The following is a 19,311-nucleotide window of genomic DNA, read 5'->3' as shown; positions in this document are numbered from 1 at the left end:
CATTAAGCCTGACGTAAATTCTGCGCCGCCTTCACCATGTTGGCGAGCGCCGCACGCGTCTCCGGCCAGCCGCGGGTTTTCAGTCCGCAGTCCGGGTTCACCCACAGGCGTTCTGCCGGAATGCGCTGGGCCGCTTTTTTCAGCAGGGCTTCTATCCACTCCACGCTCGGCACGTTCGGGGAGTGAATGTCATACACGCCCGGCCCAATTTCATTCGGGTAGTCGAACTCTTCAAACGACTCCAGCAGCTCCATGTCCGAACGCGAGGTCTCGATAGTGATCACGTCGGCGTCCAGCGCGGCAATCGAATCCATAATGTCGTTAAATTCGCAGTAGCACATGTGGGTGTGGATCTGCGTGTCGTCCTTCGCCACCGCGGCGTTAATGCGGAACGCCTCCACGCCCCACTGCAGGTAGGCGTCCCAGTCGCTCCGGCGCAGCGGCAGGCCTTCGCGCAGGGCTGGTTCGTCAATCTGGATAATGCCAATACCTGCCGCTTCCAGATCCGCCACTTCGTCACGCAGCGCCAGGGCTATCTGTTTGGCGATGGTTTCACGGGTCACGTCTTCACGCGGGAACGACCAGCAGAGAATTGTTACAGGGCCGGTCAGCATGCCTTTTACCGGCTTGTCGGTCAGGGACTGAGCATACTTCGCCCATTCAACCGTGATCGCTTCCGGGCGGCTGACGTCACCAATGACCACCGGTGGCTTGACGCAGCGGGAGCCATAGCTCTGCACCCAGCCGTTCTGGGTAAAAACAAAGCCGTCCAGGTGCTCACCAAAGTATTCCACCATGTCGTTACGCTCGGCCTCGCCGTGCACCAGCACGTCCAGCCCCAGGCGTTCCTGCTCGATAATCGCCTGCTTGATGTGTTCCGCGATGCCGGTGCGGTAGTGATTCGCATCCAGCTTGCCCTTTTTGAAGTCCAGACGCAGGCCGCGGATCTCCGTAGTTTGCGGGAAAGAGCCGATAGTCGTGGTTGGCCAGGCGGGCAGATTGAAACGGGCGCGTTGCGCTTCAGCGCGCACCTCATACGGGCTCTGACGCTGGCTGTCCTGGGCGGTGATGGCCGCCAGACGTTTTTCCACCGCCGGGTTGTGCACACGGGCTGAGTGACGACGTGCCTGGATCGGCGCGCTCCATTCGGTAATCGCCGCCGTGTCGCCGCTGTTCAGCGCGTCGCGCAGCAGCGTCAGCTCTTCACATTTTTGCAGGGCGAAGGCAAACCAGCTTTTCACTTCAGGGTCGAGGCGGGTCTCCACGCTCAGATCGATTGGGCTGTGCAGCAGCGAGCAAGAGGATGCCACCCATAGCTCACGTTTGCCGACGATGTCCTTAATCTGGGCGTATTTCTCGGTGAGATCGGCGCGCCAGACGTTACGACCGTTAACCAGCCCGGCAGAAAGCAGCCAGTCTGCTGGCAGGCGCTTGTGCAGCTCCGCCACATCATCTTTACCGTGTACGAGGTCAACGTGCAGGCCCTGCACCGGCAGCGCGTTAATGGTCTTCAGGTTTGGCGTCACGCCTTCGAAATAGGTGGTGAGCAGCAGCTTCACCTGCCCGGTGAGCGCGTCATACGCCGGTTTGAAGGCATCGAGCCAAACCTGGGGCAGCTCAAGCACCAGCGCAGGCTCGTCGATTTGCACCCACTGAATGCCGCGTTTGCCCAGCTCAATCAGCACCTGTTTGTAGACCGGCAGGATATCCTTCAGCAGGCTGAGTCGGTCAAACGGCTCGCCTTTCACTTTGCCCAGCCACAGGTAGGTTACCGGCCCGAGCAGCACCGGCTTCACCTGGTGGCCCAGCGCCAGCGCTTCGTCCACCTCGTCCAGCAGCTGCGTCCAGGTCAGGCTGAACTGCTGGCCTTTCACGAACTCCGGCACCATATAGTGATAGTTAGTGTTAAACCACTTGGTCATTTCCGCCGCTGCCGCGGGCTCCCCCGTTGGCGCGCGGCCACGGCCGATGCGGAACAGGGTATCGATATCTACCGATCCATCTTTGTTCTGATGACGAGCCGGGACGTTGCCAAGCAGCAGGCTGGTCGTCAGAACATGGTCGTACCAGGCGAAATCGCCCACCGGCAGCAGGTCAATGCCCGCCTGTTTTTGCTGCTCCCAGTGGCGGGCACGCAGCTCGCGCCCCACCGCCAGCAGCTCTTCACGGGTGGCTTTCCCCGCCCAGTAGCTTTCTTGCGCTTTTTTCAGCTCGCGACGCAGGCCAACGCGAGGGAAACCGAGAGTGTGATTGCGGATTGTCATGGTGTGCCCCTTGTGAAATTCGTTATTTAGACGTCCAGATGTTTACACATCTATAATTGGCAGGTACTGTATATTCCTCAAGCGCAATATGTTCATGGCGAAGTGAAGGACTTTCATGATCGAGATAAAACACCTGAAAACGCTACAAGCGTTGCGGAACTGCGGCTCGCTCGCGGCGGCTGCGGCCACGCTGCACCAGACCCAGTCCGCCCTTTCTCACCAGTTCAGCGATCTGGAACAACGCCTCGGCTTCCGTCTTTTTGTGCGCAAGAGCCAGCCCCTGCGCTTTACGCCGCAAGGTGAAATTCTTCTTCAGCTGGCGAATCAGGTACTGCCGCAAATCGCCAGCGCGCTGCAGGCGTGTAACGAACCGCAGCAGACCAAACTGCGTATCGCCATTGAGTGCCACAGCTGTATTCAGTGGCTGACCCCCGCGCTTGAGAACTTCCGTCAGAAGTGGCCGCAGGTGGAGATGGACTTCAAATCCGGCGTGACCTTTGACCCGCAGCCGTCGCTGCAGCAGGGCGAGCTGGACCTGGTGATGACCTCTGACATCCTGCCGCGCAGCGGCCTGCATTATTCGCCGATGTTTGATTATGAAGTGCGCCTGGTGCTGGCGCCGGACCACCCGCTGGCGACCAAAACGCGCATTACGCCGGAAGACCTGGCGACAGAAACGCTGCTGATTTATCCGGTCCAGCGCAGTCGTCTGGATATCTGGCGTCACTTCCTGCAGCCGGCAGGCATTAGCCCGCAGCTGAAAAGCGTGGATAACACGCTGCTGCTGATTCAGATGGTGGCGGCCAGAATGGGCATCGCGGCGCTGCCGCATTGGGTGGTGGAGAGTTTTGAACGCCAGGGTCTGGTACAGACCAAAACCCTGGGTGAAGGACTGTGGAGCCGACTGTACGCCGCCGTGCGCGATGGCGAGCAGCGTCAGCCGATTACGGAGGCGTTTATTCGCTCAGCGCGGAACCACGCGTGCGACCATCTTCCGTTTGTGCGGAGCGCGGAGCGACCCATCGGCGATGGACCCACAGCGAAGCCAGGATCACCGCTCCCCCAATAAGGAAGCTCGGCCAGTGCGGCTGTTGCTGCCAGATGGCGAGGTTGACCAGCAGCCCTGCCGGGACATGCACGTTGTTCATGATCCCCAGCGTACCGGCGTCTACCTGCGTAGCGCCGTAGTTCCACATGAAGTACCCCAGCCCTGACGCCACTACGCCCAGCCAGACCAGAACGCCCCACTGCACGGAGGTTGTCGGCAGTTTTTGCGGGTTACCGAGCATAAACCACGCTGCCACCGCGACAATCGCGGCGCCCATATAAAACCAGGCGAACGCGTTGTGCTGCGGCATCGGACGGGTTTCCATCAGGCGTTTGTAGCCCACCATGCCGATGGCAAAACTGATGTTAGCGAGCTGGACGAACATCAGCCCGGTCCAGAAGTGATCGCTGACTTTGTCATAGCGTATAATCGCCGCGCCGATCACCGCCAGTGCCGCGCTCAGCAGGTAACCCCAGCGCAGGCGGCGCCTGCTGAGCAGGTCGTAAATCAGCGTGATATAGAGCGGCGTCAGCACGGTAAAAAGCAGGAACTCGGAGACAGACAGGTAGACGTAGGCCCGGAAGCTAAACAGATACATGATGCCGAGCTGCATCGCCCCCACCAGCATGTACAGCACAATCGTTTTCAGCGATTGCCCGCGCGTACGCAGAAACGGCAGAAACACCAGCGCCGCCAGCCCCACGCGCATCAGCACCGAGAAGTAGCTGTCGACCGAACCGGCAAGGTATTCGCCAATCAGGCTAAAGGAGAAGGCCCACAGGATAGTGGTGATAATGAGTAGCGCCACAATGCTTGTCTCTCAAAAAGAAGGAGAGGCATTGTAGCGAACTCTTTAGTTGACATCTGAGCAATAAACAACCGAATGAAGATTATTCAAGGAACAGTTTGCGCAGATACTTCGGCACCGCGTTGTCTGCGTTGGTACCGATCACTTCCAGCTCCGGGTGCAGGTCTTTAAGACGCTGGTGCGCGTTCTCCATGATGCAGCCCTTGCCCGCCATCGACAGCATCTCGGCGTCGTTCATGCCGTCGCCAAAGGCGATACAGTCTTTCAGCTCGAAGCCCAGACGTTTCGCGACGGCCTCCAGCGCATGACCTTTGGAGACGCCCCCCGCCATCACTTCCAGGCAGGTCAGGGTTGAGAAGCTCACGTTGACGCGATCGCCCCAGCGGGCGTTGATCGCCTGTTCCAGCGGCAGCAATTCCTCATGGTTTACACACGTGAAGAATACCTTGCTGATCCCTTCCGGCTCCAGCAGACCCGGCTCGTACAGTGAGTACTGGAATACGGCTTCCTTGAAGAAACGCATCTCTTCCGGGCGGTGGCGGTTCATAAACCAGTCGTCGTTGCGATAAACGTTGGTGACGATTTCCGGGTTGTTGTGCACCACGCCGAACAGATCGGCGGCAATATCGCGATCCAGGTTGTGGGTAAAGATCAGGTTACCGTCAGTATCATGCACGCGCGCACCGTTGGAGGTGATCATGTACGATTTGATCTCAAGATTATCGCGGATTTGCCCCACGTCCACGTGGTGGCGGCCGGTAGCGAACACAAAGTTCACGCCACGGGCGGTCAGGAGTTTTAAGGTCTCTTTCGCGTAAGGCGAGAGGGTGTGGTCGGGGGAAAGCAGCGTGCCATCTAAATCAGATGCAACAACCTGGTACATAGGGATTTCAACCTCTGGTGGAAAACAAGAATCAATTATGCCTGTTGAAAAATTCAACAATGGCGTTAAGCGCGACTGAGCGCATAGCGTCCTTTTCAAAAAGGATCTCATGGTACGCGCCGTTAATGACCAGCGGTTTTCCCCCTTCACAAGGGTGACCGGCGGCAGCGCGCAGTTCGCAATAGCGGTCATGCATACGGTTATCCACCACACGCTCTTCTTCAGCCTGAATCAGGAGCGTTGGTGTGTCGTCATTGCCTACGCCCGCCAGCACCTGCTCACCGGCCAGAATGCCCTCCCGCACCCAGTGCCAGGTCGGGCCACCCACGCGCAAGCGCGGTTCATCGGCATAAAAGCGCAGGTTGCGACGATAGCGCTGTCGGCTGTGGGTCAGAACGTTGATGGCGAACGGCAATGCGCGCCAGCGCCCTGTACCAATGGCGTAGCCTTCTCGAATGCGCTGATGGCCCTCAGCCCAGTCGAGAAGATGGCGCACCATCCAGTCAGGAAAACGGATGACGATCCCGTACATCGGCGCGGTGAGCGCAATGGCATCGCACTGGTGATCGTACCGTTGCAAAAACAGCGTCGAAATGGCGCCGCCCATCGAATGCGCAAGGATATACCGCTTGCGCCAGGGGCCAGGCTGCACTTCCTGCTGCCAGAACGCGGCAAAATCGTCGACGTAATCGCTAAAGCTATCGACATGCCCACGGTGCGTATCCGGTAGCATACGACCGGACAGCCCCTGTCCACGGTGGTCGATAATCAGCACGTCGAACCCCATATGGACCAGATCGTAGGCCAGTTCGGCATATTTAACGTAGCTTTCAATACGTCCGGGGCAAACGACGATCGCCCGGTCATTTTTTTCATTGCGGAAACGAACGAAGCGCACCGGGATGCCCCCGACGCCCGTAAACTCATCTTCCTCACGCTGCCGCCAGAAATCGGTCAGCGGCCCCATAGAGAAAGCAGCAAAAGCGTTTTCTCGTGTTTCCCAGTCCTTTTTCTGCTGAAACATTGGGTTTCCACTCACGTAATCCAGGGAATATCGTTTTTTTCGTCAACGGTCACAAAATGACTCAATAATAGCGTATTGTGGCATAAAAATAGACGGTTCGGGAGTTTCAAATGACCTTCGAGTGGTGGTTCGCCTACCTGCTGACATCCATTATCCTCAGCCTTTCTCCAGGTTCGGGTGCTATTAACACCATGACCACTTCTATCAATCACGGCTACCGCGGTGCGGCGGCGTCGATTGCCGGTTTGCAGACCGGGCTGGGCATTCATATTGTACTGGTCGGGATCGGTCTGGGCACCCTGTTCTCCCGCTCCGTGCTGGCATTTGAGGTGCTGAAATGGGCCGGTGCGGCGTATCTGATTTGGCTCGGTATCCAGCAGTGGCGCGCGGCAGGCTCCATCAACCTGAATACGCTGGCTCAGACGCAAAATCGCGGCCATCTGTTTAAGCGCGCGGTGTTCGTCAATCTGACCAACCCGAAGAGCATCGTTTTCCTCGCCGCGCTGTTCCCGCAGTTTATCGTGCCGCACCAGCCGCAGGTGATGCAGTACGTGGTGCTGGGCGCGACCACCATTATCGTCGATATCATCGTGATGATTGGTTACGCGACGCTGGCGCAGCGAATTGCAGCGTGGATAAAAGGGCCTAAACAGATGAAGGCCCTGAATAAAGTCTTTGGTTCGCTGTTTATGCTGGTTGGCGCGCTGCTTGCGTCAGCGCGTCATGCTTAGCGAGAAATGATGAGATGAATACCGAAGCCGGCGAACAGCGCGCCGGCGAAGCCGTCAATCCACTTCGCGATACGCTGGTAGCCGCGGCGCATTGCCGGTAAAGCGAACAGGCTGGCCACGATGGTAAACCAGGCAAAGGTTTCAATGACAATCAGCAGGAAGATGCCCCAGCGCGCGCCCGCACCGACGTTATCCCCGACAAACAGCGAGAACACCGAGCCGAAATAGATAATGGCTTTCGGGTTTGCCAGATTGGTCAGCAGCCCTTTTACAAAGCTGCGGCCGCCCGTTGCCAGCTCCACCTTTGGCTCTTTCGGCTTTTTCTCTTCTTTCTTCAGCGCCCCACGCAGCATCTGGTAGCCCATCCAGCACAGGTACAGACCGCCGCCGACCATAATGATGTTATGCAGCCAGGCCATCTTCGCCAGGATAAGGTTCAGACCGAGCAGCGCAACGGCCGCCCAGACCATAACGCCCATGGTGATACCGAGCACGCCCATCATCGCCTCTTTGCGGGAGCGGCTGACGGCCGTTTGTGATACGAAGAAAAAGTCCGGGCCGGGGCTCATCAGCGCAACGATGTGCACTAACGCCACGGTGAGAAATAGCATCAACATAATTAACTCGCGGGGAAATAATTCAGTGAGTCATCATCCTGGCACTTTTTCGCCCGGCTGACTACTCCTCATCATCACCATCGGCGTGAGAGCGGATGAGCGCCATAAACTCTTTACCGAAGCGCTCCAGCTTGCGTGTCCCCACGCCGTTGACGCTGAGCATCTCACTTGCGCTGAGCGGCATCTGCTCGGCCATCTCAATCAGCGTCGCATCGTTGAACACCACGTACGGCGGGATGTTCTCTTCGTCAGCGATAGCTTTACGCAGCTTGCGCAGTTTGGCGAACAGCTTGCGGTCGTAGTTGCCGCCGTACGATTTTTGCATTACGCGCGGCTTCAGGGCGATGACGCGCGGCACGGCGAGCTTCAGTTCAACGTCACCGCGCAGGACCGGACGCGCCGCTTCGGTCAGCTGCAGGGCGGAGTGCTGGGCAATGTTCTGCGTGGCAAAGCCGAGGTGAATCAGCTGGCGAATGATACTCACCCAGTGCTCGTGGCTCTGCTCTTTGCCAATACCGTAGACCGGCAGCTTGTCGTGGTCCATGTCGCGGATACGCTGGTTGTTGGCACCGCGCAGCACCTCCACCACGTAGCCCATCCCGAAGCGCTGATTCACACGGTAAATGGTCGAGAGCGCCTTACGCGCATCCATCAAGCCATCGTACTGTTTCGGCGGATCCAGGCAGATATCGCAGTTGCCGCACGGTTCCTGTCGCCCTTCACCAAAGTAGTTGAGCAGCACAAGACGGCGGCAGGTTTGCGCTTCGGCAAACGCGCCCATCGCGTTGAGCTTGTGGCGCTCGATATCCTGCAGCTGTCCCTGCGGTTTCTCTTCCAGACAGCGGCGCAGCCACGCCATATCGGCCGGATCGTAAAACAACATCGCTTCCGCAGGCAGGCCGTCACGCCCGGCGCGGCCGGTTTCCTGATAGTAGGATTCGATATTGCGCGGGATGTCGAAATGCACCACAAAGCGCACGTTCGGCTTGTTAATGCCCATTCCGAACGCCACCGTCGCGACCACGATTTGCAGATCGTCGCGCTGGAATTTCTCCTGCACGTCGGCGCGGATGTGGTTCTCTAACCCGGCATGATACGCGGCGGCGCTAAAGCCGCGATTTTGCAGACGCGCGGCGGTGTCTTCGACCTTCGCACGGCTGTTGCAGTAGATGATGCCGGACTTGCCGCGCTGCTCCTGGACGTAGCGCAGGAGCTGATCCAGCGGCTTGAACTTTTCCATCAGCATATAGCGGATGTTAGGGCGGTCGAAGCTGCTGACCTGAATATAGGGGTCGTTCAGCCCGAGTAGACGAACGATATCCAGCCGCGTGGTATCATCCGCCGTGGCGGTGAGCGCCATAAACGGCAGCTCGGGGAAGCGCTGACGCAGCTGGCCGAGGGCGGCATATTCCGGGCGAAAATCGTGTCCCCACTGGGAGATACAGTGCGCTTCATCCACTGCCAGCAGAACAGGGTTCCAGTGCGCAAGGTGATCGAGGAAGTTATCCAGCATCAGGCGTTCCGGCGCGATATACAGCAGGCGGATCTGCCCGGTACGACAACCGGCCATCACCTCTTGCTGCTGCTCCCGGGTTTGGGTCGAGTTGAGACAGGCCGCCGCCACGCCGTTGGCGAGCAGCTGGTCAACCTGGTCTTTCATCAGAGAAATGAGAGGGGATACCACGACCGTCAGGCCGTTAAGTACCAGCGCGGGTACCTGATAACAGAGGGACTTACCGCCGCCGGTTGGCATCACCACCAGGCAATCACGACCTTCCAGCACCGTTTCAATGATGGTTTCCTGGCCGGGGCGGAACTGCTGGTAGCCAAAGGTTTCATGCAAAACCTGTTTAGCCAGCGACTCCTGATTCAATACTTCCGCCTGCGCCACGTTAACCCCATATGCCAGAAATGAAACAGGCGCTATTTTCAGCGCCTGAGAGAGAAACTTCAACGTTTAACGCAAAAACATTCGAACAGCCTAGAGAATATCGTTCAGCATCACGCCCACGCCGACGCGGGTCTGGTTGAAGTTGTAATCGATAAGCGACTCGCCGTAACCGCTGTACACCTGAGTATAGATGCGGACATGCTTCGTCATTGGATAGCTTAAGCCCACTTCCGCACCGCCGTAGCCGGTGTTCCAGTTGTACTGGCCTTTGGCGCTGAGCACGGCATCACCCAACTGGTAGCCGACTTTGAGCTGGTAATAGCCCATATATTTGGTGATATCCGGGTTGTCATCGGTTTCGCCCACCACATACCACGGCTTCACTTCCACCATCCAGTTACCGTTCTGCGCCATCAGACGCGTATAGGCACGGTTCCAGCTGCGCGAGGTAGGGTCGGAACGGCCGTTGGAATCGTGGTTAAAGCCCACTTCGACGTCACGCAGCGTCCAGCCCGCAAACTCATAATCCGTTGCAAAACCGAGGAAAAGCTGCGGCTCATAGTTGGTTTCACGGAACGGTGAGGACTCTCCGCTGTTCGAGAGCTGCCACCAGGATTTCTGCGTGTAAGACGCCCCGAGCACCGAGTTCGGCCCCAGAATACCGCGCCAGAACGGGAACGCGAGGCTGAGCTGGAACTTCACCTCATCTTTACGCGCATTATCAGACCAGTTATAGGAGCTTATCGCTTCTTTGTTGAGATCGCTGGTCTGGGTGTAAATCACGTAGTTGGTGTCATACGGATAGAGCGTGAACGGATTGTCATGCTCCTGAAGAAGGTTCGCGATAATGCTGCCGTGAACGGCAGGTTTATCATGCACCTCTTTGATCGTCGCTTCCTGCGCATATGCTGTGAGGGGCAGCGCAACCGCCGCCAGTAACCAGGCCAGATACGTCCGCATCGGTGGTGTTCTCCTGCAAAAGAGTAAAATTACCTGAATAGTTATGTGGCGGACATTCTACAGACTTCTGCGACAACTGCTGCATCCTCGTTTCTGAAAGTGGAATTCCTTGTTGTCGAGGCATAAAATCAACATTTCATTAACAATAAGGATGTAATGCCTCATGTCAGCCATGCTTACCGCCGAAGAAGTGTTAAAACTCGTGGGCGAGATTTTTGTTTACCATATGCCGTTTAACCGCGCGCTGGGACTGGAGCTGGAGCGTTACGAGAAAGACTTTGCCCAGCTGAGCTTCAACAATCAGCCGATGATGGTGGGAAACTGGGCGCAAAGTATTTTGCACGGCGGCGTGATTGCCTCCGCGCTGGACGTCGCGGCAGGTTTGGTCTGCGTGGGCAGTACGCTGACCCGCCATGACACCATCAACGAAGACGAACTTCGCCAGCGTCTGGCACGCATGGGCACCATTGATCTGCGCGTCGACTATCTTCGCCCGGGGCGCGGAAATCGCTTTACCTGTACCAGCAGCCTGCTGCGCGCGGGCAACAAAGTTGCTGTGGCGCGCGTTGAATTACACAACGAAGAACAGGTGTATATCGCCAGCGCAACCGCCACTTATATGGTGGGTTGAGGCGGCAAAATCGGGTAAAATTAATTCACTTATTTGTAACGGATTTTCCCGATGGATGCTAAACAGACGCGGCAGGGCGTTTTACTCGCCCTTGCCGCTTATTTTATTTGGGGTATTGCCCCGGCGTATTTCAAGCTTATCGCCTACGTTCCGGCCGATGAGATCCTGACTCATCGCGTTATCTGGTCATTCTTCTTTATGATTGCGCTGATGAGCCTCAGCCGTCAGTGGTCGGGCGTCAAAACGCTGTTCAAAACCCCTAAAAAGGTCTTCCTGCTGGCGCTCTCAGCGGTGCTGATTGGCGGCAACTGGCTGCTGTTCATCTGGGCGGTGAATAACCATCACATGCTCGAAGCGAGCCTGGGGTACTTCATTAACCCGCTGGTGAACATCGTGCTGGGGATGATTTTCCTCGGCGAACGCTTCCGCCGGATGCAGTGGGTGGCGGTGATTCTGGCCTTCTGCGGCGTGCTGGTGCAGCTATGGACCTTCGGCTCGTTGCCGATTATTGCCCTCGGCCTGGCGTTTAGCTTTGCCTTCTATGGTCTGGTGCGTAAGAAGATTGCGGTGGAAGCGCAGACGGGGATGCTGTTTGAAACCCTGTGGCTGCTGCCGGTGGCGGCGATTTATCTCTTCGGCATCGCCGACAGCCCAACCAGCCATATGGGCAGCAACCCGTGGTCGCTGAACCTGATGCTGATGGCGGCGGGCGTGGTGACCACCATTCCTCTGCTGTGCTTCACCGGTGCAGCGACGCGTCTGCGTCTCTCCACGCTGGGCTTCTTCCAGTACATTGGCCCGACGCTGATGTTCCTGCTGGCAGTGGTGTTTTACGGCGAAGTGCCGGGTGCGGATAAGATGGTGACGTTCGCCTTTATCTGGGTGGCGCTGGCGATTTTCGTTGCGGATGCGATTTATACCCAGCGCAGGGTGCGCAAGGGGCTGTAGTGCCTTTTTGCCGGATGGCGGCTGCGCCTTATCCGGCCTACAAGATCTGTAGGCCCGATAAGCGTAGCGCCACCGGGCGGATTCTCAAAGCCAGTTACGACGCTTAAAGTACAGATACGGCGCCAGCCCCGCGAGGATCATAAAGATAATCGCCCCCGGGTAGCCAAAGCTCCACTTCAGCTCCGGCATAAACTCAAAGTTCATCCCATAGCTGGACGCCACCAGCGTCGGCGGCAGGAACACCACGGATACCACCGAGAAGATCTTGATGATGCGGTTCTGCTCGATGTTGATAAAGCCCATCGCCGCCTGCATCAGGAAGTTCACCTTCTGGAACAGAGATTCGTTGTGCGGCAGCAGGGATTCGATATCTCGTAAGATCTCACGCGCCTGCTCCAGCTGACCGCCCGGCAGACGCGCCTTGCGCACCAGGAAGTTCAGCGCGCGCTGGGTATCCATAAGACACAAACGCACCTTCCAGCCGATATCTTCCAGCTCCGCCAGCGTTGAGAGCGCTTCGTCGTACTCATCGCCCTGATGACCTTCCATGATCACGCGGCTCAGCTTTTCCAGATCGCTGTAGATGTTTTCAATTTCGTCCGCCAGCTGTTCAATTTTGGTCTCGAACAGATCGAGCAGCAGCTCGTAAGCGTTACCGTCCACCATCGCCTGGCTGCGGGCGCGCATGCGGTAGAGGCGGAATGCCGGCAGCTCGCGCTCGCGCAGGGTAAACAGGCGGCCGTCGCGAATGGTAAACGCCACGGTGGAGTTACCCGCGTGATCTTCCGCATCTTCAAAGAAGAAGAAGGAGTGAATGTGCAGGCCGTCTTCGTCTTCAAAAAAACGCGCGGATGCTTCGATGTCTTCCAGTTCCGGGCGGGTTGCCAGGCTTTGCCCCAGCTCAGATTGTACGCGAAGGCGCTCATCGTCGTCCGGCTCGACCAGATCCACCCATACAGCATCAATGAGGGGCTGTGACTCTTCGGCTTCAAGCCGAGTCAGTCGGTTATTTTCGAGTTGAAATGCGCTCAACATGACCGGGACTCCCAATGCAAAAAATATCGGACAGTTCGGTGGGCACACAGAAACAAATTGGGTTTCAGACCATTAAACAGCCTGACTCAGCGCGACGGGAATAATGCAGGTCGCTGACAACCACTAAGGCCATCAGCAAGAGGAGATAGCCTTAGGAGTTGTTCCTGGATGACAGGGAATTGAGCCAGTATCTACTGGGTGTGTCCAAGGCGAATGTCCTCTTAGCGTAATCGTGCGCGCATGTTACGCCAGCTATAACTGTGGCGTCAACACGCAACGGAACGCTGAAGGGCATTAATTGACCTTCACTGTATAAGGCTAGCAGATTATTACAAAATAATGATATTTTTCTGAATGTTAGACCGTTTCCAGCTTCGCATAGGCCGCCACCAGCCATTTGATCCCTTGCCCCTGGAACGCCACCTGCAGACGGCTGTGCTCGCCGCTGCCTTCCAGATTCACAATGGTGCCTTCGCCAAACTTCGAATGGCGCACGCGCTGACCCAGCTTGTAGCCGGTGTCGGTTTCCGCAATCGGCGAGCCCATGCGCTGATGACTGACCGGACGGCTGATGCTCGCCCGCAGACGCACCTCTTCCACGCACTCTTCCGGCAGCTCGCCGATAAAGCGCGACGGACGGTGATAAACCTCTTTACCGTACAGACGGCGGGTTTCGGCGTAGGTCAGCGTCAGCTTTTGCATCGCGCGCGTCACGCCCACGTAGGCCAGACGACGCTCCTCTTCCAGACGGCCGCCCTCATCCAGCGACATCTGGCTCGGGAACATCCCCTCTTCCATCCCGACGATAAATACCTGCGGGAACTCGAGGCCTTTGGCAGAGTGCAGGGTCATGAGCTGAACCGCATCCTGCCAGGTATCCGCCTGCCCTTCCCCCGCTTCCAGCGCGGCGTGAGAGAGGAACGCCTGGAGCGGCATCAGGTCTTCGTCTTCTTCGTTGTAGCTGAACTGGCGCGTCGCCGTCACCAGTTCCTCTAAGTTCTCGATACGGGTCTGACCCTTCTCGCCTTTCTCCTGCTCGTACATGGTACGCAGGCCGGAGTCTTTAATCACCCGGTCGGTCTGCACGTGCAGCGGCATGTCGGCGGTTTCCTGCGCCAGGGCGTCAATCAGCTCAAGGAAGCGCTGTAATGCGCTGGCGGCACGCCCGGCGAGGGCTTTTTCCTGCAGCAGCTCGCGGCATGCTTGCCAGAGCGTAAGCTGGCGGTCACGCGAGGCCTGGCGCACCACGTCCAGCGTGCGGTCACCGATGCCGCGGGTCGGCGTGTTGACCACGCGCTCAAACGCCGCATCGTCGTTGCGGTTGGCGATCAGGCGCAGATATGAAAGCGCATCTTTGATTTCCTGACGTTCGAAGAATCGCATGCCGCCATAAATGCGGTACGGCATGCTCACCTGCAGCAGCGCCTCTTCCAACACGCGCGACTGGGCGTTGCTGCGGTAGAGAATGGCGCACTGCTCCAGCGCGCCGCCGTTGTCCTGCCAGGTTTTGATGCGGTTCACCACGAAGCGGGCTTCGTCGAGCTCGTTGAAGGCGCAGTAAATCGAAATCGGTTCGCCGTCGACGCCGTCGGTCCACAGCTTTTTACCCAGACGCCCGTTGTTGTTTTCAATCAGGGCGTTGGCCGCACTCAGAATGTTGCTGGTTGAGCGGTAGTTCTGCTCCAGACGGATGGTCTGTGCGCCAGGGAAATCGTTGAGGAAGCGCTGGATGTTCTCCACCTGCGCCCCGCGCCAGCCGTAGATCGACTGGTCATCATCGCCTACGATCATCACCTTGCCGGTATCACCGGCCAGCAGGCGTATCCACGCGTACTGGATGTTGTTGGTATCCTGGAACTCGTCCACCAGGATATTGGTAAAGCGTTCACGGTAGTGCTGCAGGATGTGCGGCTTGTTGAGCCACAGCTCGTGGGCGCGCAGCAGCAGCTCGGCGAAATCCACCAGACCGGCGCGATCGCATGCTTCCTGATAGGCCTTGTAGACGTTCTGCCAGGTCTGCTCGACCGGGTTGCCGAAGCTCTGGATATGGTGCGGGCGCAGCCCCTCGTCCTTCTGGCCGTTGATGTACCACATCGCCTGACGCGGCGGCCACTGCTTCTCGTCGAGGTTCATCGCCTTAATCAGGCGCTTCAGCAGACGGAGCTGATCTTCGCTGTCGAGGATCTGGAAATCCTGCGGCAGGTTGGCGTCCATATGGTGTGCGCGCAGCAGGCGGTGCGCCAGACCGTGGAAGGTACCGACCCACATGCCGCCCTGGCTGGTACCCATCAGCTGCGCGATGCGGTGGCGCATCTCCGCCGCCGCCTTGTTGGTGAACGTGACCGCCATGATGGAGTACGGTGAGCAGTTTTCCACGCTCTGCAGCCAGGCGATACGGTGAACCAGCACGCGCGTCTTACCACTGCCCGCTCCAGCCAGCACCAGCAGGTTGGTGCGCGAGGCGGCAACCGCGTCACGCTGTTTGTCATTAAGGCTGTCGAGCAGGTAAGAAACGTCCATTGGCACCGTCACATAGTATTCAGGAACACAGCGAAACGCCCGGTGGCGCTTCGCTTACCGGGCCTACAACTGCAAAACCCTGGTAATTTATACAATATTACTGGTGATTATATCAGCGTCGTGAGGGATGCCAACCGTGAAATTTCCACGTGCGGCAGAAGACGGCTGTCCAGCGTGGTCATCAGGTCGGCGTTTTCCGGCTTGATCCAGCAGGCCTGCATGCCGCAGCGGATAGCACCGGCCACGTCCGTGGTGAGGTCGTCCCCGACGTGCAGGATCTTACCGAGCGGCAGGTTAAGCTTATCCGCCGCCAGATGGTACATGTCGCTGAACGGCTTCGCGCGCCCGTGCGGGCCTGCGCGCAGCACAAATTCAAAGTAATCGCTAAGGCCAAACAGCTCGGGCTGGGCATTGCCGTTGGTGATCGCCACCAGCGGCCACTTTTCGGCAAGCTTCGCCAGCGTGTCGTGGGTCTCCTGCGGCACGTCGATACGGCTGCGCCATTTGGCGAAGTTTTCCATGGACGCTTCGGCACCGATGGCCGCGTCCTGCGCGCTCAGGCCGGCATTGAGCATCGCCTGCTCAACCGCACGACGACGCCATTCGGTCACGTCGTGGTAGATGTCCGGCTCGGTCTCCCGCAGGGACTGACGCAGCTGCTGAAAATCTTTGTTCTGCATCGCTTTCAGCGCGGGATGGTAGTTCTGCACAAACGCCAGCGACTCCTGCTCGGTACGCAGGATCACCTCGCGGTTGTCGTAAAGGGTGTCATCAAGGTCAAACGTCAGGGCTGAGATCTGACCGAGTGGGCGGTAAAAACGCATTATTTCCCCCGTTTGGCGCGTGGATGCGCCGCGTCATACACCGAGGCAAGGTGTTGGAAGTCTAAGTGGGTATAGATTTGAGTGGTCGACAGATTCGCGTGGCCAAGCAGTTCCTGCACGCCGCGCAGATCGCCGCTTGACTCAAGCATGTGTGTCGCAAAGGAGTGGCGCAGCTTGTGCGGGTGAACGTGGCTGTTCAGCCCCTGCTTAATGCCCCACTCCGCAAAGCGTTTCTGCACGTTACGCGCCGAGATCCGCTTGCCGAGCTTCGACAGGAACAGCGCATCCTCTTCGGCGCCAAACAGCCCGCGCAGGTCAAGCCAGTGCTCAATCCAGGAGACCGCGTTGCGGCCAATAGGCAGGCGGCGCTCTTTGCTGCCCTTGCCCATCACCCACACTTCACCGGACTCCAGATCGAGGTGTTTTAAATCAAGATTAACCAGCTCAGAGAGACGCAGCCCGGCACCGTACATCACCTCCAGCATCGCGCGGTCGCGCACGGCCAGCGGATCGTTAAGATCGATATCCAGCAGGCGGTTTACGTCGTCGACGTCGATATTTTTAGGCAGATGGCGCGGCGCTTTTGGCGTGGCGATCCCTTTTGCCGGGTTGGCTTTTAAGCCCCCCTGGCTGACCAGCCAGTCGAAGAAACTGCGCAGCGCTGAGAGCCTGAGTGCCAGGCTCGCCGGACTGAGATTTTTTTTACGGCTACGCACAACGAACCCGCGTACCGTCGCAGCGTCACATTGCTGCCAGCTTTTCAGGCCGATTTCGTCGGCAATCTGCATGATGGCATCAAGCTGACGCTGGTAGTTGAGCAGGGTAATGGGGCTAAGCTGACGCTCCACGCCCAGATAGCGCAGAAAGCGCGAGACGTCAGTGGCGAGCAGTCCGTCCGTCATACGCGCTCAATCCAGCGCTCCAGCAGCTCGGGCAGCATCAGGGCGATCTCCTGCAGCAGGTGCGTGGCTTGCCCCTGCTCATAGTGATGCGCGTCGCGGCTGGTAAATAACATGACCCCCAGATCGCCATCGCGCCCCATCAGCGACATCGCCACCGAGCCAATCGCTTTGGCTTCCGGCAATACCACCAGCAGCTCAGGTCCGTTCAGCGGCCCCAGATAGTGGTGCTCATGGCCCAGACGCTGAATGCGCAGCGGTTCAAACGCCTGGCGGCTGAGCGCCAGATGGGTAAACCCCGAAGGTGCCCCAATGCGCCAGCGGTCAGGGAACAGACGAATCGTTGCGCCTGCCAGCCCGAGTTCGCGCGCCCAGCGGTGGAAGCGGCTGAGGAACTCGTCGAGACTGTGCGCCGACGCCAGACGCGCCTGCAGATGCAGCAGTCGATAGAACAGGCTTTCGTTGGTGCTGGCCTGCTCCATCAGCAGCGTCATGTTCTCTTCAAGCTGATTGATGTGGTTGCGCGAGCGCGCCATGTGCCATTCGACCAGCGACACGGTCCCACGAACCGGATGCGGCACGCGCATCTCTTCGACGACGCGTGCATTGCGAATAAAAAACTCAGGATTGCGCAGCAGATAATCAACAACAGCTCTGTCGTCCAGTTCCGTCACTGTTTCCTGCAGTTCTTCCCCTGGTTGCTTCATAGATGGATAAACCCGTCATAGACATGTGCCGCCGGGCCAGTCATATACAGTGGATGACCCGGTCCTTTCCAGGCGATATCAAGCCGACCGCCCGGTAACTCCACGCGAACCTCTTCTGCCAGTAACCCCTGGGAGATGCCCACGGCCACCGCAGCACAGGCGCCGCTTCCGCAGGCCTGAGTCTCGCCCGCGCCGCGCTCGTAAACCCGAAGGCGAATGTGCTCGCGCTTCACCACCTGCATAAAGCCGATGTTCGCGCGCTCCGGGAAACGTTCGTGGCTTTCCAGCACCGGGCCGAGCGTTTCGACCGCGGCAGTTTCCACATCATCAACCTGAATCACGCAGTGTGGGTTACCCATTGAGACGACGCCGCACAATACTGTCTGCTCGGCCGCACGCATAATATAGGTCTTTTCCGCTTTGTTTGCGCGAAACGGCACGACGGAGGGCTCGAAGTTAGGCTCGCCCATGTTCACGCGCACCAGTTCATCATCGGTGACGCTGAGCACCATGCGACCATTGGCGGTGCTGACGCGAATATCACGCTTGTTGGTCAGCCCTTTCAGGCGGACAAAGCGAGCAAAACAGCGCGCGCCGTTGCCGCACTGGTTAACTTCGCTGCCGTCCGCGTTAAAAATACGGTAGTGAAAATCGAGGTCGGGATCGTACGGTGGCTCGACCACCAGCAGCTGATCGAACCCCACGCCCAGGTGCCGATCCGCCAGGCGACGGATCAGTTCCGGGGAGAAAAACACATTCTGCGTTACCGCGTCGACGACCATAAAATCGTTGCCAAGGCCATGCATTTTAGAGAACTGCATCATTTGCTCCATTGCGCGGGTACAGAACGTTGTCGTCAGAGATTAACCTGAGTCGGGCCACCGCTGTCGCCACGATCGTTAGTATTTGGCGTGGTAGACTCAATACCGCTTTGCACAGGTTTTGTCGGCGGCGGCGCAGTTTTATCCTCAGGTGGGAAATAAAGTGGTCCCTTCAGTCCGCAGCCAGTCAGGCTAAACAGCGTGATGAGAACGGCAAGCGTTCGGAAAGCGTTTTTCATTATAAAGTTGCCCGTAAGTTCAAATCTGTTTCTATCATCGCAGGAGAAGACACAAAAGCAAGAGTTTGCCGCTTTCCTGCAACGGGAATTATTTAGGGTTATACTGCCGGCATCACGAAAAACAGGAACAAAACCATGAACGACAGTGAATTCCATCGCCTTGCCGACAACCTGTGGATGACCATCGAAGAGCGTCTTGACGACTGGGACGGCGACAGCGATATCGATTGTGAAATCAACGGCGGCATTCTGACCCTGAGCTTCGAAAATGGCAGCAAAATTATTATTAACCGCCAGGAGCCGCTTCACCAGGTCTGGCTGGCCGCGAAACAGGGTGGCTATCATTTCGATCTGAAAGACGGGGAGTGGGTTTGCGACCGCAGCGGCGTACCGTTCTGGGATTTGCTGGAACAGGCGGCGACCGCGCAGGCGGGTGAGGCTGTGAGTTTTAGGTAGTTTTG

20 protein-coding genes are annotated in these 19,311 nt (G+C 57.9%); 5 read left to right on the top strand and 15 right to left on the bottom strand.

Annotated features, from left to right (window positions below):
- Positions 1–2: 2 nt before the first annotated feature.
- The gene (gene metE / locus N037_RS13055) at positions 3–2,264 is read right to left on the bottom strand and encodes a 5-methyltetrahydropteroyltriglutamate--homocysteine S-methyltransferase (RefSeq protein WP_032641449.1); all 2,262 of its coding nucleotides are present in this window, start codon (positions 2,262–2,264) and stop codon (positions 3–5) included.
- A 115-nt stretch (positions 2,265–2,379) separates the two neighbouring features.
- Between metE and metR the strand changes: the two genes are divergently transcribed.
- The gene (gene metR / locus N037_RS13050; RefSeq protein ID WP_023333797.1) at positions 2,380–3,333 is read left to right on the top strand and encodes an HTH-type transcriptional regulator MetR; all 954 of its coding nucleotides are present in this window, start codon (positions 2,380–2,382) and stop codon (positions 3,331–3,333) included.
- On the opposite strand, the gene N037_RS13045 is transcribed toward metR, so the two are convergent.
- From N037_RS13045 to pldB, 3 genes are all read right to left on the bottom strand, one after another.
- Positions 3,221–4,120, bottom strand: coding sequence for a carboxylate/amino acid/amine transporter (locus N037_RS13045; RefSeq protein WP_032641447.1), 900 nt, complete (start codon positions 4,118–4,120; stop codon positions 3,221–3,223). The two genes, metR and N037_RS13045, sit on opposite strands and share 113 nt — an antisense overlap.
- Positions 4,121–4,202: 82 nt before the next feature.
- Positions 4,203–5,003: a sugar/pyridoxal phosphate phosphatase YigL gene (gene yigL, locus N037_RS13040; protein ID WP_023333799.1), complete on the bottom strand. Its 801-nt coding sequence runs from the start codon at positions 5,001–5,003 to the stop codon at positions 4,203–4,205.
- A gap of 31 nt (positions 5,004–5,034) precedes the next feature.
- Complete coding sequence (gene pldB, locus N037_RS13035) at positions 5,035–6,027, bottom strand: lysophospholipase L2 (protein ID WP_023333800.1); 993 nt, start codon at positions 6,025–6,027, stop codon at positions 5,035–5,037.
- 110 nt (positions 6,028–6,137) lie between these two features.
- Here pldB and rhtB point away from each other — a divergent pair, with 110 nt between their 5' ends.
- Positions 6,138–6,758: a homoserine/homoserine lactone efflux protein gene (rhtB, locus tag N037_RS13030; protein WP_008501533.1), complete on the top strand. Its 621-nt coding sequence runs from the start codon at positions 6,138–6,140 to the stop codon at positions 6,756–6,758.
- Here the strand turns inward: rhtB and rhtC are convergent.
- From rhtC to pldA, 3 genes are all read right to left on the bottom strand, one after another.
- Positions 6,755–7,375: a threonine export protein RhtC gene (rhtC, locus tag N037_RS13025; RefSeq protein WP_032641446.1), complete on the bottom strand. Its 621-nt coding sequence runs from the start codon at positions 7,373–7,375 to the stop codon at positions 6,755–6,757. The genes rhtB and rhtC overlap by 4 nt on opposite strands.
- Positions 7,376–7,436: 61 nt before the next feature.
- Positions 7,437–9,266: an ATP-dependent DNA helicase RecQ gene (gene recQ, locus N037_RS13020; protein WP_032641444.1), complete on the bottom strand. Its 1,830-nt coding sequence runs from the start codon at positions 9,264–9,266 to the stop codon at positions 7,437–7,439.
- A 90-nt stretch (positions 9,267–9,356) separates the two neighbouring features.
- Entirely contained in the window at positions 9,357–10,226 is an 870-nt protein-coding gene (gene pldA / locus N037_RS13015; protein ID WP_023333803.1) for a phospholipase A, read from the bottom strand.
- Between the two features lie 163 nt (positions 10,227–10,389).
- Between pldA and yigI the strand changes: the two genes are divergently transcribed.
- Both yigI and rarD read left to right on the top strand, forming a co-directional pair.
- Positions 10,390–10,857, top strand: coding sequence for an acyl-CoA thioesterase YigI (yigI, locus tag N037_RS13010; RefSeq protein ID WP_008501538.1), 468 nt, complete (start codon positions 10,390–10,392; stop codon positions 10,855–10,857).
- Positions 10,858–10,908: 51 nt separating this feature from the next.
- Positions 10,909–11,805 carry an EamA family transporter RarD gene (gene rarD / locus N037_RS13005; protein ID WP_032641441.1) on the top strand — a complete coding sequence of 299 codons (897 nt, stop codon included), beginning with the start codon at positions 10,909–10,911 and terminating at the stop codon, positions 11,803–11,805.
- 84 nt (positions 11,806–11,889) lie between these two features.
- On the opposite strand, the gene corA is transcribed toward rarD, so the two are convergent.
- The 8 genes from corA to lptM all read right to left on the bottom strand — a co-directional run bounded on the left by corA (position 11,890) and on the right by lptM (position 18,850).
- Positions 11,890–12,840: a magnesium/cobalt transporter CorA gene (gene corA / locus N037_RS13000; protein ID WP_008501540.1), complete on the bottom strand. Its 951-nt coding sequence runs from the start codon at positions 12,838–12,840 to the stop codon at positions 11,890–11,892.
- Between the two features lie 151 nt (positions 12,841–12,991).
- Entirely contained in the window at positions 12,992–13,048 is a 57-nt protein-coding gene (ysgD, locus tag N037_RS25230) for a YsgD/CorL family protein (protein WP_212743980.1), read from the bottom strand.
- Between the two features lie 149 nt (positions 13,049–13,197).
- Complete coding sequence (uvrD, locus tag N037_RS12995; RefSeq protein WP_023333805.1) at positions 13,198–15,360, bottom strand: DNA helicase II; 2,163 nt, start codon at positions 15,358–15,360, stop codon at positions 13,198–13,200.
- 107 nt (positions 15,361–15,467) lie between these two features.
- Complete coding sequence (gene yigB, locus N037_RS12990; RefSeq protein ID WP_023333806.1) at positions 15,468–16,184, bottom strand: 5-amino-6-(5-phospho-D-ribitylamino)uracil phosphatase YigB; 717 nt, start codon at positions 16,182–16,184, stop codon at positions 15,468–15,470.
- Positions 16,184–17,086, bottom strand: a complete 903-nt coding sequence (gene xerC / locus N037_RS12985; RefSeq protein WP_032641439.1) for a tyrosine recombinase XerC — start codon at positions 17,084–17,086, stop codon at positions 16,184–16,186. Before xerC ends, yigB begins: the two co-directional genes overlap by 1 nt.
- On the bottom strand, positions 17,083–17,790 hold the full coding sequence (locus tag N037_RS12980; protein ID WP_023309626.1) for a DUF484 domain-containing protein: 708 nt from the start codon (positions 17,788–17,790) through the stop codon (positions 17,083–17,085). The genes xerC and N037_RS12980 overlap by 4 nt, the downstream gene beginning before the upstream one ends.
- Positions 17,787–18,611, bottom strand: a complete 825-nt coding sequence (dapF, locus tag N037_RS12975) for a diaminopimelate epimerase (protein ID WP_008501545.1) — start codon at positions 18,609–18,611, stop codon at positions 17,787–17,789. Before dapF ends, N037_RS12980 begins: the two co-directional genes overlap by 4 nt.
- A gap of 35 nt (positions 18,612–18,646) precedes the next feature.
- Complete coding sequence (gene lptM, locus N037_RS24040; RefSeq protein WP_032641437.1) at positions 18,647–18,850, bottom strand: LPS translocon maturation chaperone LptM; 204 nt, start codon at positions 18,848–18,850, stop codon at positions 18,647–18,649.
- A 135-nt stretch (positions 18,851–18,985) separates the two neighbouring features.
- Between lptM and cyaY the strand changes: the two genes are divergently transcribed.
- Positions 18,986–19,306 (top strand): iron donor protein CyaY, encoded by a 321-nt coding sequence (cyaY, locus tag N037_RS12970; RefSeq protein WP_023333807.1) that lies wholly within the window; start codon positions 18,986–18,988, stop codon positions 19,304–19,306.
- Positions 19,307–19,311 lie beyond the last annotated feature (5 nt).

The organism is Enterobacter sp. EGD-HP1, assembly GCF_000733275.2.
Lineage (GTDB): Bacteria > Pseudomonadota > Gammaproteobacteria > Enterobacterales > Enterobacteriaceae > Enterobacter.
The sequence above is the reverse complement of the archived record's forward strand: the minus strand, read 5'-3'. Positions and strand labels throughout refer to the sequence as shown.

Coding starts and splice junctions, on each gene's coding strand:
- cyaY (WP_023333807.1), top strand. CDS start 18,986: ATGAACGACAGTGAATTCCATCGCCTTGCCGACAACCTGTGGATGACC.
- yigI (WP_008501538.1), top strand. CDS start 10,390: ATGTCAGCCATGCTTACCGCCGAAGAAGTGTTAAAACTCGTGGGCGAG.
- corA (WP_008501540.1), bottom strand. CDS start 12,840: ATGTTGAGCGCATTTCAACTCGAAAATAACCGACTGACTCGGCTTGAA.
- yigB (WP_023333806.1), bottom strand. CDS start 16,184: ATGCGTTTTTACCGCCCACTCGGTCAGATCTCAGCCCTGACGTTTGAC.
- rhtC (WP_032641446.1), bottom strand. CDS start 7,375: ATGTTGATGCTATTTCTCACCGTGGCGTTAGTGCACATCGTTGCGCTG.
- metE (WP_032641449.1), bottom strand. CDS start 2,264: ATGACAATCCGCAATCACACTCTCGGTTTCCCTCGCGTTGGCCTGCGT.
- N037_RS12980 (WP_023309626.1), bottom strand. CDS start 17,790: ATGAAGCAACCAGGGGAAGAACTGCAGGAAACAGTGACGGAACTGGAC.
- uvrD (WP_023333805.1), bottom strand. CDS start 15,360: ATGGACGTTTCTTACCTGCTCGACAGCCTTAATGACAAACAGCGTGAC.
- xerC (WP_032641439.1), bottom strand. CDS start 17,086: ATGACGGACGGACTGCTCGCCACTGACGTCTCGCGCTTTCTGCGCTAT.
- pldB (WP_023333800.1), bottom strand. CDS start 6,027: ATGTTTCAGCAGAAAAAGGACTGGGAAACACGAGAAAACGCTTTTGCT.
- pldA (WP_023333803.1), bottom strand. CDS start 10,226: ATGCGGACGTATCTGGCCTGGTTACTGGCGGCGGTTGCGCTGCCCCTC.
- yigL (WP_023333799.1), bottom strand. CDS start 5,003: ATGTACCAGGTTGTTGCATCTGATTTAGATGGCACGCTGCTTTCCCCC.
- metR (WP_023333797.1), top strand. CDS start 2,380: ATGATCGAGATAAAACACCTGAAAACGCTACAAGCGTTGCGGAACTGC.
- rhtB (WP_008501533.1), top strand. CDS start 6,138: ATGACCTTCGAGTGGTGGTTCGCCTACCTGCTGACATCCATTATCCTC.
- rarD (WP_032641441.1), top strand. CDS start 10,909: ATGGATGCTAAACAGACGCGGCAGGGCGTTTTACTCGCCCTTGCCGCT.
- dapF (WP_008501545.1), bottom strand. CDS start 18,611: ATGCAGTTCTCTAAAATGCATGGCCTTGGCAACGATTTTATGGTCGTC.
- lptM (WP_032641437.1), bottom strand. CDS start 18,850: ATGAAAAACGCTTTCCGAACGCTTGCCGTTCTCATCACGCTGTTTAGC.